General features: G+C 37.1%; 16 protein-coding genes. 7 read left to right on the top strand and 9 right to left on the bottom strand.

The genetic code is table 11. The features are described 5' to 3' along the window. Positions 1–129: 129 nt before the first annotated feature. The 3 genes from IPH52_09050 to IPH52_09060 all read left to right on the top strand — a co-directional run bounded on the left by IPH52_09050 (position 130) and on the right by IPH52_09060 (position 4,366). Complete coding sequence (locus IPH52_09050; GenBank protein ID MBK7055186.1) at positions 130–2,517, top strand: SpoIIE family protein phosphatase; 2,388 nt, start codon at positions 130–132, stop codon at positions 2,515–2,517. A gap of 79 nt (positions 2,518–2,596) precedes the next feature. Then, complete coding sequence (locus tag IPH52_09055) at positions 2,597–2,989, top strand: EF-hand domain-containing protein (GenBank protein MBK7055187.1); 393 nt, start codon at positions 2,597–2,599, stop codon at positions 2,987–2,989. A 180-nt stretch (positions 2,990–3,169) separates the two neighbouring features. After that, the gene (locus IPH52_09060) at positions 3,170–4,366 is read left to right on the top strand and encodes a hypothetical protein (GenBank protein MBK7055188.1); all 1,197 of its coding nucleotides are present in this window, start codon (positions 3,170–3,172) and stop codon (positions 4,364–4,366) included. A 77-nt stretch (positions 4,367–4,443) separates the two neighbouring features. Here IPH52_09060 and IPH52_09065 read toward each other — a convergent pair whose 3' ends face one another. Both IPH52_09065 and mnmG read right to left on the bottom strand, forming a co-directional pair. Then, a complete protein-coding gene (locus tag IPH52_09065; GenBank protein ID MBK7055189.1) occupies positions 4,444–4,611 on the bottom strand; it encodes a Fic family protein in 168 nt (55 codons plus the stop codon). 36 nt (positions 4,612–4,647) lie between these two features. Next, the gene (gene mnmG / locus IPH52_09070; protein ID MBK7055190.1) at positions 4,648–6,540 is read right to left on the bottom strand and encodes a tRNA uridine-5-carboxymethylaminomethyl(34) synthesis enzyme MnmG; all 1,893 of its coding nucleotides are present in this window, start codon (positions 6,538–6,540) and stop codon (positions 4,648–4,650) included. Positions 6,541–6,912: 372 nt separating this feature from the next. Here mnmG and IPH52_09075 point away from each other — a divergent pair, with 372 nt between their 5' ends. After that, positions 6,913–7,413, top strand: coding sequence for a DUF1564 family protein (locus IPH52_09075; protein ID MBK7055191.1), 501 nt, complete (start codon positions 6,913–6,915; stop codon positions 7,411–7,413). 296 nt (positions 7,414–7,709) lie between these two features. After that, positions 7,710–10,163, top strand: a complete 2,454-nt coding sequence (locus IPH52_09080; protein MBK7055192.1) for a DEAD/DEAH box helicase — start codon at positions 7,710–7,712, stop codon at positions 10,161–10,163. A 6-nt stretch (positions 10,164–10,169) separates the two neighbouring features. Here the strand turns inward: IPH52_09080 and IPH52_09085 are convergent, their stop codons facing one another. Then, a complete protein-coding gene (locus IPH52_09085; GenBank protein MBK7055193.1) occupies positions 10,170–11,561 on the bottom strand; it encodes a hypothetical protein in 1,392 nt (463 codons plus the stop codon). A 259-nt stretch (positions 11,562–11,820) separates the two neighbouring features. Here IPH52_09085 and IPH52_09090 point away from each other — a divergent pair, with 259 nt between their 5' ends. After that, positions 11,821–14,022, top strand: coding sequence for a hypothetical protein (locus tag IPH52_09090; protein MBK7055194.1), 2,202 nt, complete (start codon positions 11,821–11,823; stop codon positions 14,020–14,022). A gap of 10 nt (positions 14,023–14,032) precedes the next feature. On the opposite strand, the gene IPH52_09095 is transcribed toward IPH52_09090, so the two are convergent. From IPH52_09095 to IPH52_09120, 6 genes are all read right to left on the bottom strand, one after another. Continuing rightward, entirely contained in the window at positions 14,033–14,443 is a 411-nt protein-coding gene (locus IPH52_09095) for a PIN domain-containing protein (protein MBK7055195.1), read from the bottom strand. Next, positions 14,440–14,754, bottom strand: a complete 315-nt coding sequence (locus tag IPH52_09100; GenBank protein ID MBK7055196.1) for a type II toxin-antitoxin system Phd/YefM family antitoxin — start codon at positions 14,752–14,754, stop codon at positions 14,440–14,442. Before IPH52_09100 ends, IPH52_09095 begins: the two co-directional genes overlap by 4 nt. Positions 14,755–14,871: 117 nt before the next feature. Beyond that, a complete protein-coding gene (locus IPH52_09105; GenBank protein MBK7055197.1) occupies positions 14,872–15,729 on the bottom strand; it encodes a hypothetical protein in 858 nt (285 codons plus the stop codon). A gap of 42 nt (positions 15,730–15,771) precedes the next feature. After that, on the bottom strand, positions 15,772–16,524 hold the full coding sequence (locus tag IPH52_09110) for a glycosyltransferase family 2 protein (protein MBK7055198.1): 753 nt from the start codon (positions 16,522–16,524) through the stop codon (positions 15,772–15,774). 106 nt (positions 16,525–16,630) lie between these two features. Next, entirely contained in the window at positions 16,631–16,951 is a 321-nt protein-coding gene (locus tag IPH52_09115; GenBank protein ID MBK7055199.1) for an ATP-dependent Clp protease adaptor ClpS, read from the bottom strand. Between the two features lie 43 nt (positions 16,952–16,994). Continuing rightward, positions 16,995–17,552, bottom strand: a complete 558-nt coding sequence (locus IPH52_09120; GenBank protein ID MBK7055200.1) for a penicillin-binding protein activator LpoB — start codon at positions 17,550–17,552, stop codon at positions 16,995–16,997. A 110-nt stretch (positions 17,553–17,662) separates the two neighbouring features. Here IPH52_09120 and IPH52_09125 point away from each other — a divergent pair, with 110 nt between their 5' ends. Beyond that, positions 17,663–18,676: an N-acetylneuraminate synthase family protein gene (locus IPH52_09125; GenBank protein ID MBK7055201.1), complete on the top strand. Its 1,014-nt coding sequence runs from the start codon at positions 17,663–17,665 to the stop codon at positions 18,674–18,676. Positions 18,677–18,738: the final 62 nt, after the last annotated feature.

Consider the following 18,738-nt stretch of genomic DNA (forward strand, 5'->3'; position numbering starts at 1 on the left):
TGATTTTACATTCCAATACAATTCAAAGATGGGAACGTTAGGCGCAAGTTTTTTCACGGAAACAATGGTAAATGGAGTGACTCTTAATTAAAGTAGACTATCATAGAGATTGGAGATTAGAGTCGCAAAATGAAAACAATATATTTTCTTGTAGGATGCATTTTACTTAGCATGAATGCGATTCTAGCTGATCCGCTTATCATAGATGGGACAAACAATACCTATAAACTCAGTCCTTATATTCATTTTTTAGAGGATAATACAGGTAAGCTTACAATTGAAGATGTGCAAAGTCCGAAGCTACTCGGTGAATTCCAAATAAATAAAAAAGAAGTTCCAAGTTTTGGAATAACTCCTTCTGTATATTGGTTTTATTTTGACTATGAGGCTAGTGAGATTTTGGATACCTACTTGCTTGAAATAGAATATCCACTTTTGGATAATGTCACTTATTCTTCTATTAATAGTCATGGAGAGTGGGTTCATAAGATAGTCGGGGATACTCTCCCTTTTGCGCAAAGAGAAATTAATCATAGAAACTTTGTTTTTTCTCTTCATGACCGAAGCTCGCAGGGAAAAGTTTTCTTTAGAGTAAAAACTGATGGCTCTATGCAATTTCCAGTTTCGATACATAAGCAAATACATTTTTGGGAGAGAGAGCAAAAGTTTCTTTCTTTGCAAATGATTTTTTTAGGAATTATGGCTGCGATGATCTTATACAACGCACTGCTTGGAATTTCTTTAAATGACAAAACTTATTTCTTTTATATATTCTACTTAATCTCAGTAACGTTATTCGAAACATCTTTAAATGGTATCAGTTACCAATTCTTCTGGAGAGAATATACTTATTGGAATGAAATATCTATTCCAGTTTTTGTTGCCCTATCCAATATTGGGATTTCTGCATTCATTATTTCGTTTTTGAGGATAAAGACCAATTTGCCTCTACTTTATAAAATATTTTTAACAATCATATTTTTTTCGATTATCAATGTGGCACTTTGTTTTTTTATATCTTATGCAAAGGCTATTAAATTGGCAATGTTATTCACTGCAATCTCATCGATTCTATCTATGCTTACAGCATTTCTAATTGCAAAGAAAGGATATCGGCCGGCTAAGATCTATTTGCTCGCATGGTGTATTTTTTTACTTGGTGCAACATTACTCGCATTTAATCGTTTTCAGATTGTTCCTGTCAATGTATTTACGGAGAATACGGTGCAAATAGGAGTAGCCGTTGAATCAATTTTAATTTCATTTGCGTTAGCTGATAGAATAAAAATTTTACAAAGAGAAAAGGAAAAAGCGCAAGAAGAGTATATTGCTTTGTTTAATAATTTAAGCGTGGGGGCATATAGAAATACAGGAGACTCGAAAGGAATATTTTTAAAGGCTAATCCCGCTATAGCGCGCATGTTCGGATTTGAAAGTGTAGAAGAATTTATGAAAATGAATGTTTCTGACTTGTATGCAAACCCAGAAGAAAGAATTCGATTTGTAGAGATGATGAAAGAAAAAAAAGAATGTCACAAATATGAATTATTATTGAGACGGAAAGATAATTCATTGTTTTCCGCTTCTTTAACTGCTAGAATATATTACGATAGTGAAAACAAATATGATTATATGGATGGTATCATTGAAGATACTACTGAATTTAAAGAAGCGCAGAAGAAATTAGAGAAAGCACAATTGGAGTCGATTGATTCGATCAGAAAGACATTCCGTATTGCATCGGAACTAAGTGTGTTTAAAAATGAAATGGACCTTGCCAAAAAAATTCAACAATCTATGATTCCAAATAAAACTCCAACAGTGGAAGGATTAGATATTGCCGCTTGGTATAGACCAATGGAGAGTATAGGTGGGGATTTTTATGATTTTCAAAGAAAGGGAGATTATTTAGGATTCATAATTGCAGATGTATCGGGACATGGAGTTCCTGCTGCACTTATAGTGTCCACTTTCAAAACGGCATTTTGGTTTCAAGATGAGATGATGCCTAAGCCTGCATTCTGGTTTCAAGATCAGAATTTTCCTAAACCAGAAATATTGCTTTCTAATATGAATAAAATTTTGAAAGGAAAATCAGGTGGTGAATTTGTAACTGCCTGTTATGGGTATATTGATATTAAACGCAAGATTTTAAAAACTGGAAATGCAGGTCATTCAGATTTACTCATTTATCGCAAGAAAGATGAAAAGTTATTTTCTCTAAATCCAGAAGGAGCAGCCCTTTGCGTTTTTAAAGATCCAGAATATAAATCAGAAGAGTTTCAGTTAGAAAAAGGAGATCGGATTTTTCTTTATACAGATGGACTCTTCGAAGTAATCAATGAGCAAGATGAACAATTTGGAGAGGCAAGACTTTCTCAAATGTTGAGAGACAATAGCGGATTATCCGCTCAAGAGTTTGGAGATTATTTACTTAATACAGTAATTAATTGGTCTAGAGGCAAAGAAAAATTGGAAGATGATATTGCTCTCATTGTTATTGATGTGATCGGATAATAAAAAATGACTTGTTTTTTTTGGAACCTTATTATATTATCCTGTTTCTAACTGAATAGAACTCAAAAAGAGGTAAATAATGAGACAATTTTTAATCATAGCTTTAGCAATTTCCATAATCGGAACGTTTTCGATTTCTGCACATGACCACAAAGGTAAAGGCGGGAATATGGGAAAAGAGCATTTCAAAAAAATGGATGCTGACGGAAATGGAAAAATTTCTAAAGAAGAATTCCAAAAATTTCATGATACTAAATTCACTGAAATGGACAAAGACACAGACGGTTCCCTGACCGAAGAAGAAATCCAAACTTACCACAAAGAAAAAGGCAAAGAAATGAACAAAGGTAAGGGAAAAGGAAAGAACAAAGGAAAAGCAAAGGGAAAGGATAAGGACAAAGACGAAGATAAAACTGATGACAAAGAAAATGTCAAAGAAGATGAAAAGGACAAAGAGTCCGAAAAGAAGTAAATAATCAATATTTGCCGCCGATAAACCCGAATGCGGTTTATCGGTGGTAGCCCCTATTTCAATTTAATAAATCAATTCTCTCATCAGTGGTTAATGAAAAAACATCCATTATAACGAATCAAATTATCTAGTATTCAGAGATTGATTGACTAAATTTTACAGAGTAAAAATAAAGGAATCATGCATAAAAATTTGCTCTTCAATGATCGTTTTTATTTTAGAATATTTTCCATTATCCTCGTTCTACTTTTATTTTCCAATTGCACAACAACAGAAAACGCAACTCGTTTAGAAAAATGGAGTTGGATGATACAGCAAGAAGATAAGATATTTGAATCTTCTATTTCTGAATTCGGAAAGTTAAAACCATTGGTTGAAAGAAATATATTTGGAAGAGATATTGAAACACCTCAAGAGGAATATATTTTAATTCAAAATTCTACGGAACAATTTGCAGAAGAGATATGTAAAAACATTTCCGATTGGGATATAAGTGCAAGTAAAGATTGGGTGGAAAGGGTTAATCGCTATATATCTACAAAGAATGTAAATATAGAGATATTAGAAAAAAGTTTTGATTATAAAAAACCAATTGAGGCCAGAGGAGATTGCAATTCTGTTTCTCAAAAGAATCAATTTATTTTGGATGATATTCTAAAACTTGTAAGAAAAACAAAAGCAGATTTAGACGATCCACAAAAACATGATCGCCCGACAAGAATTAGTTTACTGCAAAATAGAATTCGAGTTCCGATTGCAAATGAAAAAGAAGAAGACAAATCGGATCTTTATAAGAGAAAAACTATTACAGCAAAAAAGTATTCTGATTTTACGAAGGATGTCGTTTTAGCGACTGCGAAAGAGACATTTGTGACAGAATGGACTTGGTTTATTGCATATTTAATTTTAACAATAAAGAATATTTCCGGCTACCCATCAGATATCTATACAAAAGGAGTTGCATTGATTATGCTTGCTGCGATTGGGAATAAATATTTTAGCTATAGACTTAACGATCGAGATACTGCAAAGGAACTTTTACACAAAAAGAAAATACGTTTTTATGAGGAAAGATTTTCTGGGAGCGAACAATTATTAAATGAAACTCACTATGTTCTAATCAACGACAAAGAAAATAGACTTCCCGGTTTCGATGAATTTGCCGCTGCACTCGATTTTCAAATTACGAATTATGAAGAATTGCATCAGTATTTCCTTACTAAAGATGGAATTCAATTTAAAACAAAAGAAATCGAAGCGATTTGTGAAAAATACAAATGTAATCGCCAACCTGATATGGAATTGTTAAGAAAGAATGCTAAGGCAACAATAGAAGAATTAAAGAAGCGGAGAATGGCGAGTAGTCTTTTGAATTGAGATAAGGATTACGCAGTCATTTCACTTCCAAATAATCTTCTTCTCAATGGTTTCGATATAAAGCAAAAGACTTTCTTTCAAGCAATAGGCATGAAATCTCCACTTCGATCCCATTCATCAATTGCATCTAAATATTTAGCACGCTCGATTACTTTAATAACAGCAGGTGGATATCCAAACTGAAATAAGAGCAAGTTCAGTATTAGCCGCGCAGTGCGACCATTACCATCAGTAAAGGGATGAATCTACACCTAACGGTGGGTTCGCTGCCGCGGGCTAAATTATAATACTCTTGCTTCCTGCTTTGCTCTATCAGTCAAATGAAACAACAAAATATCAATATCCGAAGGATCTACACCAGAAATTTGCGCAGCCTTCTCAAGGGTGAGCGGCTTATGCTTTGTTAGCTTCACAATGGCTTCGGTTTTCAAAGCAGTAATTTGCGAATAATCAAAATTATCCGGAATTTTGACAGAGAGGTTTCGAGTGCGCTCTTTGATGGTTTGGTTTTCACGTTTGATATAGCCTTCGTATTTGATTTCCATTTCGAGGATTTTAATTTCTTTGTCACTGATGGAGTCTAAGCCAGGAATAATCGTTTTACAATCTAAAAGTGAAATTTCAGGACGACGAATAAAAGAATCCATATCAGAGCCAAACTTAATGGTATCAATTCCTTTCGATTGTAAAAGCTCAGTCAAGGCAGGAGAAGGCTTTAAATTCATGGCATAAATCTTTTGACGGAGATCATCGACGCGGGCGTATTTTTCTTCCATACGAGCATAATCTTCGCGGCTAAGAACGCCTAACTGCAACCCGTATTTCATTAGCCGCTTGTCAGCATTATCCTGGCGAAGGAGTAATCGGTGTTCGGCGCGAGAAGTGAACATACGGTAGGGATCTTCTACACCTTTGTAAACGAGATCATCGACAAGAACGCCAATATAACTTTCAGAACGAGAAAAAATCATAGGCTCAAGTCCACGAACAGAGAGTATAACGTTGTAAGCCGCAACTAGACCTTGAGCGGCTGCTTCCTCATAACCGGTAGTGCCATTGATTTGACCTGCGTGGTAAAGACCTTTGACGCGATGAGTTTCGAGTGTGGGCTTTAATTCAGTAGGATCTACAAAGTCATATTCGACAGCGTAACCGGGGCGCATAATCTCAGCTTGCTCCAAACCTTTAATAGAACGAATTAATTTCCACTGCACTTCTTCCGGCAAACTAGTCGAAGTTCCATTTACATAAACTTCCATCGTCTCATAACCCTCAGGCTCGAGAAAAATCTGATGACGCTCGCGCTCGGCAAAACGAACAATTTTATCTTCAATAGAAGGACAATAGCGCGGTCCCGTAGATTTAATTTGTCCCGAATACATAGGGGATAATTCTAAATTGGCGTTGATGATCTTATGAGTTTCAGCATTCGTATATGTTATATGACAAGGAATCTGACGACGAGTAATGCGATCATTAGAAAAAGAAAACGGAGTCGGATCTTCATCGCCATCTTGAATGGCTAATTCAGAGTAGTCGATAGAATTTTTATTGAGTCGCGGCGGTGTGCCCGTCTTCAAACGACCGAGTCGAAAGTTGACTGCGCGCAGTGATTCTGACAAACCTTGCACGGTTCCATCGCCCAGACGACCGGAAGCTTTTTGATAAGTCCCGATATGAATGATACTTTGTAAAAAAGTTCCGGTTGTTAAGATTAAATGATTCGTAAAAATTTCAAATCCGCGACCAGTGCGAACACCAATGACGCGATTATTCTCAATCAAGACATCTTCGACAGTGTCCTGGCGAATCGAAAGTAGCCGTTCGGCTTCCAAAGTGTGTTTTACTTTGAGTTGGTATTCCTTCTTATCGGCTTGTGCGCGTGGTGCCCAGACAGATGGTCCTTTAGAAGTGTTAAGCATTTTAAATTGAATTCCTGTTGCATCGGTCACGCGCCCCATTAAACCGCCTAACGCATCGACTTCGCGCACCATGTGCCCCTTTGCGATTCCACCAATGGCGGGGTTACAGCTCATTTGCCCGATGGTGTCCATATTCATTGTGATGAGTAATGTGCGTAAGCCGCCACGTGCGGCGATATACGAGGCTTCCGAGCCAGCGTGACCCGCGCCCACGACGATGCAATCAAATCGGTTTGGAAAAAAAGAATTCATAATGTTATTAATTCTTAGACCGTCTAGGTATAAACCATTTTTTGACTTTGGTTTGGGCGATTCGGACATATCGAAATAGGGTTGAAAGTATTCAACCCCTACACGATTTACACCGACCGCGCTGCTCGTGGGTTCCGTCTTATTTTGAAATGCTCGCTGCCGGCTCGTATTTCAAAATAAGACCAAGCCCTCACATCGCTATCGCAGGATTTTTCGGAGATATGGGACATAGTTGTATTTAGTAAAAATCCCTAGACTCGATGCTCTTTTTTGCCAAATACAAAAGGGAAAAGTTTTCTTTAAAATTGTAGATTTTTTAAATAAAAAATCAATTAAACGCACATTCGAGAACTTTTTTTACCTAGTATTAGTATGATTACTTTTCGAAATTCTAAATCGTTTCCAATTGAAGAGCTTTGGAAAAAAGATAAAACTGTTTCGACTCTCCTAGTTCCCGCTCATCTAGTCGCGGCTTTGAAGGAAAAAAAGAAAGAGCATGGTAAGAGTCTTGTCATTTATTTTCGGAATCTTCTCTGGAAGTATCGGACTTTAACTCATTCCGGTATGCTACCCGATCCTAGAAAAATTAAGACTGAATACCAAGAAGAGGGATTGGAGCTAAGACGTGTTAGCTTTCGTGTGCCGAACGCGGATTGGGTTGAGATTGGGGAACTGGCTTTAGCATTTGGTAAATCTCGCTGTTGGGTTTTTACTTTTTTGTTTGAGCTAGATCTTACCGGATTTTGGGAAATGCTACTGGAGTCGGGATTAAATGATGCAGTTCCGACCCATATTCAATTACTCCTACGAGTTTCATGGACTTTAGAGCGTGTAAGGTCAACTTTTGCACGAGAGTATTACGTTAGAGTATAGCTACGAAACTCCAAAACCCATTTTCACGAATAGACCAAGCAAAGAACTAAATACCAACCAGCGAAGCCATACCCAAAAAAAGTAAAACAACCCCAAGCGCGAGGGATAGGAGAGGCTTGGTTTTTTTGTGAGAGCGGGGAGCAGTATACCCGATCGAGCGAAAAACGGAACCCTCGGATAGCCCGATCTTGTTGGATCCTTCTATCGAGGAAGCTTATGCGTAAGGAAAATGCCGAGCCAACAAGACGCGCCCAAAAATTCTTGACCCTTTGAATGAGTAGTAAAATTCTATTTACATGGATAAATTTTCTCAGTTCTCTTCCTTTCTACGGGATCGTTATTTTGACAATATCAAGGCACACAGAATTTTGTCGGCGGAGGAGGGAGTATATTCTGATTTTCCGCAGAGTTTGCATGGATCGCTGCGAAATGTTTTAGGAAGTAGTGGTATACAGCGATTATACGGTCACCAAGTTTCGGCGTTCGAATCGATTTCGTCGGGCAGAGACACGCTTATGGTCTCTAGGACGGCGAGTGGAAAGACGCTTTCGTTTTTGCTCCCGATTTTGGATGACTATGTTACCGCAAAACAGCCATTTACCACACTTTTACTTTATCCGACGAAGGCGCTTTCTCGTGATCAGGAAGGAACTCTCGGCAAACTCATGCATGAAGTGGCTAAGGGCAAAAAGATGGGAACCTTTGATGGCGACACTCCAAAGGAAGAGCGGGAAAAGTTAAAGGATAATGCTGATTTTATTATTACAAATCCTGATATGTTGCATTCAGGAATCTTGCCCAATCACAATCGCAAATGGAAAAATTTTCTTTCTCGCTTGAAATACATTGTAGTCGATGAAGTGCATACATATCGAGGATCTTTCGGTTCGCACGTTGCAAATGTATTTAGTCGGCTAATACGAATATGTCGTGTGCATGGAGCAAATCCAATTTTTATTTGTTCATCGGCTACTGTTGGTAATCCGGCCGAGCATGTCGAGGCTTTGTTTCAAAGATCGTTTCGAATTATCGACAATGATACTTCGCCTCGTCCTAAGCGAGATATATTTTTTATGAATCCATCTCTTTTTAAAAGCAATGGTGGAGAAATGTATCGCAAAGGTCCCGCCTCTCTTTCTATTCCATTGATACGCTTTGCTGCTGAAAATGATATTCGCACGATTTGTTTTTGTCGTGCACGTCAAGAGGTAGAACGACTGTATACCGCTGTTGTTGATTCGGCACCACATCTTCGCTCGAAGGTTAAACCTTATCGCGGTGGACTCTTACCAAATGAGCGTCGCCAGATAGAAGAAGATTTATTTTCTGGAAAAATCAATACCATTATTTCCACTAACGCATTAGAATTAGGAATTGATATTGGTGATTTGGATTTGTGTATTCTTTCTGGGCATCCGGGAACTCTTGCGAGTTTTTGGCAGCAGGCAGGACGCGTTGGTCGAAAAGGTAAGGGAGCGTCTATCGTATTTATTGCCAAGGATTCACCGATTGATCAGTATATGGTGAATCATCCCGAGTTTGTTACAAGTGCTCCCGTCGAGGAAGCCTGGTTGTCGTCGCATAATCCATATATCATTCTACAACATCTTCCCTGCGCCGCCTATGAGTATCCGCTTCAAATGGAAGAATCTCATTATGCAGGGGATACTTACGATTCGGCGGTAGATGTTCTTGTGAAAAATTTAACCTTAAAGCCTTATCATGAATCCTTTCGTTATAACTTGCAAAATTATCCTGCCATGGGTGTAAATCTTCGCGGAATGACGGATTACAATGTTGATATCTACTACGATGGAAAAGTCATTGGAGAAATTGATCCAATTAGTGCCCGTGCTGCCTTACATAAAGATGCAATCTACCAACATCTAGGTCGTAGGTATATATCGCTTAACCTCGACTTAGAAAAAAAACTTTGTGAAGTCGATCTTGTCAATGTAGATTATTACACCGAAGCCGTTTGGGAAACCATGCTGAATATGACTGAAATTGATGAGACCAAAGAAGTGCAAGGTGCTTTGTTGAATTTTGGTGAAGTCAATGTGAATAAGCAACCCAAGCTTTACAAAAAAATCAAAGAGCGCTCACATGAAAACATTGGCTATGGTCCGATTACTTTACCGCCTTTTATTTATGATACAACAGGTCTTTGCCTTTATCCACCACCACTCTGGTTAAAAGCTGTCGAAGCGGTTGACAAGCGTTATTCGGAAGCAGCCCTTTATGGTTTGAGTTATATTTTGAAACGCTCTGCACCCAGTCTTTGTATGGCAGATGTTTCTGATATACACACTGACGTTTCTCTCACCGAAGTAACTCGCAATGAGTGGAAATCTGCTCTTTATCTATACGACGCTCATGAAGGTGGAGTAGGTTATGCAGAGAAAATTTACGATAAAATTACCGATGCGTTAGAACTTTGTCTCGCTATTATTGATGAGTGTGAATGTGAAGCCGGCTGTCCTTCTTGTGTCACAGCCAATCCAACCGGACTTGAAAATCGCGACTTGCAGGATTTGTTAGAGGAGTCTAATGCGTCAGTAGCCTGCACTCGTAGTTTGATTCGAGTTCTATTAACGGGTAATCTTGAATTACCTGAGATTATTTTGCATAAGCATCCCTCTCCCAAAAAAGTAGAGCAAGTAGCACCCGATCCCGAAAAGATAAAATTGGAAAATCGTTTGCATCGTGCATCCTCTATTTTACAAAAGAAAAGAGATCGGATTTATTGAATGCGGCTAAGGACAACTTACCCCATTTAGGGGTAATGCGTATTTAATGCTAAGATAACAGTGGACTTTTTTCATATCGGTCGCATTTAAAAATACATTGTAAAAAAGCATTTCTGCAATATCAATATTTCCGAAGTCAGTGCCCCCACTTGAATTTGCTATATAATAAACATAATTTCCGCTCCCAAAATTGTTATACCCCTGACCTGGGGCGGTAATCGTGTTATTAGTCGCATCTAAGCTTCCATCTAAATAACCATTTACTAAGCTCGTCCCATTTTGTAAAACCGAGTGAATTCGAAAATTGGTAAAGCCCGGTGATGTGTTAAAATAAAGATTGTCTGCATTGCAATATCTAGTTAGAGATAATGTTCCTGTAGTCGCTAAGAATATAAATCCTCTTCCTCCATTTGGGCAACCTCCCATGGTTAGAATGGATACTGCTGCTCCCGGTGCCCCATTTAATTTCGATACCGAGAAAAAAGATCCACTGTCATCCACATACAATCCGGTTGGAAATCCCGATCCTCGACCGAATCCAGAACCAGCTACTCGAACTACCGGCAAACCATTGATAACCGCATTTTGAAAAGTTGCACCTCCGCTCCCTGGAAAATTATTCCCGTTTCCACTCGAATCATTCCATGGATTAACACTTGCTCCATTCGCTAAAGCCATTGAGTCAGCTCGAAGCCAAAGTCCAATTCCATTAATTGCTCTTGGTGCATAAATTGCGACCGTGTAAATCTGCGTGCTTCCGTCTGCTGCTACAACTGTAAACGCAACTGGGTTAGTGAAGTCTACTGCCGATATGCCGCTAGTTATGGCTGTGCCGTTTACAGTTACAGATACTCCTGTATGTGAGAATGTAGGAATTAATCCTGTTAAATTAGTAGTTGCCGGAGGGGCAATCATTATTACCCCCAATCCATTGAAACTGCCTGTGATACTTAAGGATGGGATGTTAATTGCTGTTAATACTTTTGAATTACCAGCGCAAGTAATATTGATGTTGGTCACATTCGCATTTTGCACTATTCCGGAGGCATTCCCAATGCTACATCCCTGATTGACTGGGTTTGTTGTTACAGTCACCGCATAAGATAAATTATTCGCTAACTGCCGTGTAAAAGTAAACGCGCCATTTTGTGAAATTGTTATCGTATCAGTAGAATTATTTGTCAGAGTAAGAGACCCTGTAAGACCAGTAATGCTTCCTCCTATTGTAAAAGAACTAGGCGCAGTTGGTGTTGCGGGTGGAGTTGTGGGAGCACTTGATGGTGGTGTATTTGTGACCGAGGCAGATGTGTTGGTAACTGGCTTGTAACCGCAGAATGAGCTTTCATCTTTCCCGATTATTTTTAATGCAAGTATAGCTTGAAAAGTTTTTGAATCCATATCACAAAGCAAATCAATCTTAAGTGGTTGACATGTTAGAAATAAACTTATAAAAATAAACGCTTTTGAAAGATTGAAAATTGAGTGATAGCCTTTGAACATAAAAACCTCACCGAGAAGTAAATTGATTTTTTTGAAAAAGTCAATGATTTATTAGTATGAAAAGCTACACTGTATTTTTAAATAATAGTGTTCATACTAGAGAAATGCTTATTGTTATTATTTTATTTGCATTAACCCCGCATTGGCTAACAATTAATTGTCAGAAAAAAATCTGCAACAAAGAGTTTCGAGCGATAAAAAATTTTCTTTTATTTGCAATACATTTGAAAAATCTGCAAATATGTCTGCAAAATCAAAATTAACATTCTTTCCTCTTTGTATCCTATTCATTTTAAATCTCTCCTGTGAATCCACTGAAAATCGTATAGAATACTTTCTATCAGAGCGCATGAAAGAAACGGAAGCTGTTCAAAAAATCTGCGAAGATTTCGGAAACTTAAATTTGAATCAGGATAATCTTGTAAATTATATTGGAAAAATGGGAGATTTGAAAAACCAATTTGAAAAAAGTCGAACTGATTTGTTAAAGAATACATTTACGAATATAAAATTAGAAGAAGGACGAATTGGGAGTAGCGAACTGGATAATCTTGGTAATCTCCTCGGTCTCTCTGAAAATGAAAAAAAGAAATTGCCTTCTAAAGAAAAATATGAATGGGAAATGAAATACAAAACCTGGATTGCGAATAAAAAAGAAATCCAAGAGAAAATCAAAGCCGGCCAAGATGTATCGAAAGAGATCATTGAATTTAAACAAACCATTTCAGAATTAATCACTGGTAAGGTTAATATAAGTTATGCGCTCAAACTCTCGTTTACCCAGTCTCTTCTTGTTGTAATTATCCATAATGCAAATCAAGTCGAAAAAGATTTAGATAAACATCTAGAAAAATTAGGAACTCTTGGAATTGTAATGCATAGCATTGCAAGAGAAATTCTTGCCGAAGTATTGGCACAACTTGTCGAAATACTCATTCCCTTTATTGAAAAGAAAGAATTGATTAACCCGATTGATATTACACGCGAAAGTTGCAAGATTTACAAGAAATACGAAACTACTCCCGGAGTATCAAATCGTTTATTAAAACGAACTATTCTGCGATTTCTGAAAGAGGATAATTCTGATTATTCTTTGACCAAAATCTACAATCTCAACAATCTCCTGGGACTTCAAACAGAGGCTGAACTTGGCAAAAGAGCTGGCTTGGAAAAGTTAGAAAAAAAGAAGGACGAATTTTTAAAGAAAATATCATCTAGTCAAAGCTTAATGACTGGTGGAATAGCTATTTGTAATACCGATGATTGTAAACAAGTCTCTGAGAGTATTCTTAAAAACTCTCTGTTACCTTCTATTCCGTCTGCAAATTTGACTGACCAAATCATTCCTGCCTATGATAAATGCTTAGAGGATAAAGGCAAATGCCCTGCATCACCGAGTATCGATAAAGAAAAACTGTTAGCAGAGTCTGTAAAAAAATGCATTGGGTATTCAGACTGTTCCTGGGAAATGATAAACCAGGACATGAGTTGGGGTATATGGCATTCTTCCTCTATTGTAAATACAATGGAAGATTTTATTCTTTATAAAAATAAGTTTTTTGAAAAGAACAATTCTTCTTCTGATGCAAACGATGCACTTCTTGCAAAAATGGAAGAACTCCAATCTACAGTTCGAGTTCTACGCAATGATCTTGTTCATAGTTTAAATTCTAGCTGCACCGGTCAATTAGAAGAACAAAGAACAGAGCGCACAAATTGGCTAAAAAAAATGCAGAGTGCAGGCTATGTTTTAGAAATTAAATCAAGTCCGATAACGGAGCTAACGCCTAGTAAACTCTGCTCGTCGAATGAGAATATAATTATAAAGAAAGATAAACTCAATGCAATAGTTTCAAGCTCTGCGATTTGTTCTTTTCAGCCAATAGAATTAAGCCTCGAAATACGCGGACTTTATAATCTTTGCGAATATAAAGCGCCCGATGAGGACAAGCTTGCTATTGAAGTTATCCAACTCTTAGAAATTCTTCGCGATTCTCTCAATCAAGGTGCATTCAATTTGCATATCCTTGGATTTACAGATGATGTGGATGCCACCTTTCCTGATTGCAAAAAGAAAATTCAAAAAGGTTTGAATCCGACAGACCCAAATTACCAGTCTCTTATAAAAGAATGTCCCAAGCCTTGTGAGGGTAATATTGCTTTGTCCCATTTACGCGCTGCCAATTTTAGAAATTATATTGCTGCAAAGGCAAAGCTATTTAATGGCAAACTTGAATATACCGCTTATGGGCTCAGCAAATTTGAACTTATTGATAAGGATACCAAGCAGAATCGAGAACTGAATCGAAGAATTAAACTAAAAGTCTTTGCTCCTAATTCAAAATATGGATGTTATTAGACTATTGAATTTAGAAAACTTTTAACTTTAGTCCTTTGATTCCTTTGTAATCTTGTGCATTTTTTGTGGCTAACGTTGCGTCGTCTCTCATACAAATTGATGCGATCTCTGTATCTATATAAGGAAGCATCTTTCCTTTCTTCTGTAGCTCTGCTCGTAACTTTGCATGGATACGAGCAGAGGCTTCATCGTAATGCAATACTTCGAGTGCATCGACTACATCTTTAAGAAAAGACAAATACATCGTTTTCTTTTTAGATGGAGGGAGAAGCTCAATTCCAAAAACTATCTCTTGGTATACAGGCGCACAAATACAAAAATTATCTTTCTCTTTATCTAGGAATTGTAAAACTTTTTCGTCAGGCTTTGGCTTGGTAAATTCAGAAAGAATATTTGTATCAAGCACAAACTCAAATTTCACAAAGAAACCTCACGTCCTTGTTCTTTGCTTCGAATGTCCTTCCAAATGTCCTTAGAGGATAATTTGTTTTTATCTCTAAAACTTTTTAATTTTTCTGTGAACTGGTTTGACTTCGTTGTTAGTCTGCGATACTCTTTTTCGGAAACTAAATAGGCGACCACTTTTCCATGACGGCTAATCGGAATAACTCCATGCGTCTCTGAATTGTGAATTAATTTAGGCAAATGATTCTTCGCTTCCGCAATCGTCACGTTTAGCTTTTTGCTGGAATTAGCCGTATGTAAAATCGAATTTTCATCTATCAGTATCATATAGCTATAATTATAGCTAAAATTATCTTTGTCAAGTTTTTTTTGAGAAATTTAAAAAGATTACCACCGATGCACACCGATAAAAGAACGTTAAAGGATACGATGGGGTTTATTTTATTACTCAATTGGTCTTGTAATTTTATAACATTTTTCCACTCTTTCAGTGCATTGTTCGTGATTCCAATTCTGCCAATAGGGTGTTGATTCCTCTCCACAATACTTTCTGTATATGAATTGTTCATTAGAAGGTAAATCTTGCTTTAGCATTTCAGGATACTGCGTGTTACACTTAGCTGATTCCTTTGTTTCATTGTTGTATTGAATAATACTCATTATCTCCTTATCCTTGTTTGCAAGCTCAGAAAAATCAAATTCTCCTTTTAGGAGAATATTCTTATTATCTTCGTTTGTTAATTTATAAGGAAGACTTTTTACTGTAAAAGAATCTAATTCTAAGATTTGTATCGCAATAGATAATTTATCATTCTTAAACGAAAATTTCTTCGAAGGTTTTCGATCTAGTAATGCAAAAGAAATATTACTCGTCGGAATAATTCCAATTTTTTCTACCTTCCCTTTTTTTATTTCCTCACGAATTCTTTCTTGCGGTTCTGATCTCATCTGAAGTGGTATTGTAGGTGCGATTAAGATCGTTATTGGAATCGCAATTGCCAAAACAATCAAACAACCGTTATCTCTACACCCTTTTATATATTGGTCATCAAATTTATAATCTTTATTCTCTTTATATTTCTCCCGAATGAAATCAATCTTGCTTTTCTCTTCCACACGATATGCATCTAGAAATAAATAAAGCCCTTTCGGCGTTAGAGAATGCGTTAGGACATATACGTCTCTCTCTTCCTTTACATCCTTTGTTTCAAGCGTTTCTTTTTCGAGAACAGTTTCGTCTTTTTTATAAACAGTAAAGCAATTGAGTAGAGAGAGTAGGAGTAGGAATGTAATTGGTTTCATGAGAATACTTTTGAGTATTCTCATGAATATGTCAATGGGAAATTAAGCTTGTTTCTTTTCGAAAATTTTGAACTTACCAAGTCCCATCTTTTGTAGGCGGTAGATGATGCTTACGCTTAGAACGCCTAATCCGTATTTGACGCTACGGCTAAAATTAATAGAAGATGCTTCTGGAAAATACTTAGTAGGACAAGTTACTTCTCCGATTTCAAAACCTTCGTAGAAGATTTGTCCAATCATTTGATTGTCAAAAACGAAATCGTCAGAGTTAACTTCATAGTTTGTTTTTAGTAAAACTTCTTTTGAGAAAGCACGGTAGCCTGTGTGGTATTCGGAAAGCTTTTGACCCATTAGAATATTTTGAAATAAGGTAAGGCAACGGTTAAAGAAGTATTTGTATAGCGGCATACCGCCCTTTAACGCTCCAGTGCCTAGTATCCTGGATGCAAATACAACTGGATAGAGTTCAAGTGAGATAATACTTGCCATCGCTGTGATAAGCATGGGAGTGTATTGGTAGTCAGGGTGCAGCATAATGACAATATCCGCTCCTAGTTTGAGCGCCGTATTGTAACAGGTCTTTTGATTTCCACCATAGCCTTTGTTTTTCTCATGAACGACAACGTGCTTGATACCTATTTTCTTTGCAACCTCTGCTGTATTATCAGGACTTGCATCGTCCACTAAGATTACTTCATCCACAATATCAAATGGAATTTCTTTGTAAGTTTTTTCTAAGGTAAGGGCTGCTTTGTATGCGGGCAGAACTACTACTACTTTCTTTTTATTAATCATCACTCTACTTCTTATTCTAGATTCGACCTAGCCAATTTGAAATCACATTCAGAAAAGGTCATTAGTTAAAGAGAAAAATAATTCTACTTTAAAAGGCAATCTATTTTTATTGTTCGAGAGTCGCACTCATCGGTCCTTTGGAATCTGCCATTCGTGGATCGGGTCCATATGCGTGAATTCTATCCTGCACATGCTCTGCATGTTCGAGTTCTCCTTCAAACACAATGGTTTTCTTTTCTGTATCTACTTCTATTGCATGTTGGAACGCTTTTTCCATTGACATCTGACAAATCTCCATAAGCATTTCGATTACATAATCATACGTATGGAAATCATCATCCCAAAGAACAACCTTCCAAGGTCCACCCGGTTCTTTACGATTCAATTCAGTGTCAATGTCTATATCCGGTAAAACTGTTGCTGGCATACCACAAGTTTTTCGTATAACGGCTATTTTGTCATGTCTTAATTTACCAGCCGAAGGTAGCGTTTTTAGATACTTTCAAAAACTTCTTTTCCTCTTGCCAGGTAATACTACCTGTGGAAAGTTTTAAGAGTCGAAGCGTTACAACTATGTATTGATTTTTTTCTCCGTCCACATAACGCACATTATCCGTTATTTCTCCGCTTAACTTGAAGTTAGGCGAAACGAATTCACCCGTGGGAATAGCAGAGTTTGCGCTCACCATTCCTCTTTGGCTGAGTTCCATTTCTTTTATCGCGTCTGCTCTTTGACTTCTGTCTACAAAAACAATTTTACGTTTGATGAGACTTGTTGCGATTTCATTTGCAAGCATATTTGTGTTGATATGCTCGGAAGTTTTGTTTTGGATTTTGTTTAATTCAATGAATGGTCGTTCTTTTGATGTTTCAAAATATGATTGTGCAGAGGCAACCATTAAGTCTACCGTGGCGCTTACTTCAGTCGGTCCCCATTCTCTACTCGGCTCTGCCTCCCTTGGGGAAACGTAACGCGTGCTAGCACAGGATAAAAAGAATAAAGAGAAAAAGATTAAAAAAGATTTCATGAATTCAAATTTCTTGCAGGGAAAACAAAAAGCAAGATGAAAAAATTATCCATTCTCTTCAAATATTCCGATGAATAGATTAACGATTGATTAAAAATATAAGGTGAGCAATGAATTTTAAAACAGAAATAAATCTTAGTGGACGTAGAATCTCCCAGAATCATAAACCTTTCCTTGTTGCAGAAATTGGTCTCAATCACAATAATGATATAGATGTAGGAAAACGCACAATTGCCGCAGCAAAAAAGGTAGGCGTAGACGCTGTTAAATTCCAATCGTATATTACAGAGGAATTTATTGATCCCAGAAGTTCAGATGCAAAATTCTTATTTGATATTTTCAAACAATACGAGCTATCTGAATACTTTCATAGAGAGTTTCAAAAAACCGCTCATGAGGAAGGACTTATATTTTTTTCTACACCACTTTGTGTATCGAGTGTAGATTTATTGGTTCAATTAAAAGTTCCTGTTTTAAAAATTGCCTCCGGTGATATTGTAAATTCTGAATTATTGGAAAAGGTGGCTACTACTGGTTTACCGCTTTTTATCTCTTCTGGTGCTGCTGATTTACATGAAGTAACACGTGCTATTGATTTTCTTGATTCTAAAAAAGTTTCTGAAATCTGTTTGATGCATTGTGTTTCTTTGTATCCAACTCCTCCTGAAAATCTCAATCTAAAAACAATTCAGCTTTTTTCTAGTATGTATAATTTTCCGATTGGATTTTCTGATCACTCTGCGGGAACACTCGGTGCCGCAATCGCAATCGGCTATGAAGCCTGCGTAATCGAAAAGCATTTTACTCTCGATAAGAAATTACCCGGTCCCGATCACACAATCTCTGTCAATCCTGAAGAAATGAAACTCTTAGTGGATAATTGTAATTTGGCGTTCCAAATGAAAGGTGAGAAAACCAAGAAAGTCACAGATGCCGAATTCAATGGAAGATTTTTTGGAAGACGTTCTCTTTATCTTCATGAACAAAAAGCAAAACCAATTGCTATGCGACCAGCAGTTCATATCAAAGATGATTATTCAGTCGATGCATGGAGTCATTTGACTTTTAAGGTTAGAGATTTTAATAAACTAAAACCAGGTGAACCAATCCGGCTTGATATGTAAAAAACTTAAGCTCTCTTTCAAATGATGCACATGAATAAATTTGACACAATTCCATAAACCTC

It is taken from the genome of Leptospiraceae bacterium (assembly GCA_016708435.1).
In the GTDB taxonomy this organism is placed as follows: Bacteria; Spirochaetota; Leptospiria; order Leptospirales; family Leptospiraceae; genus UBA2033.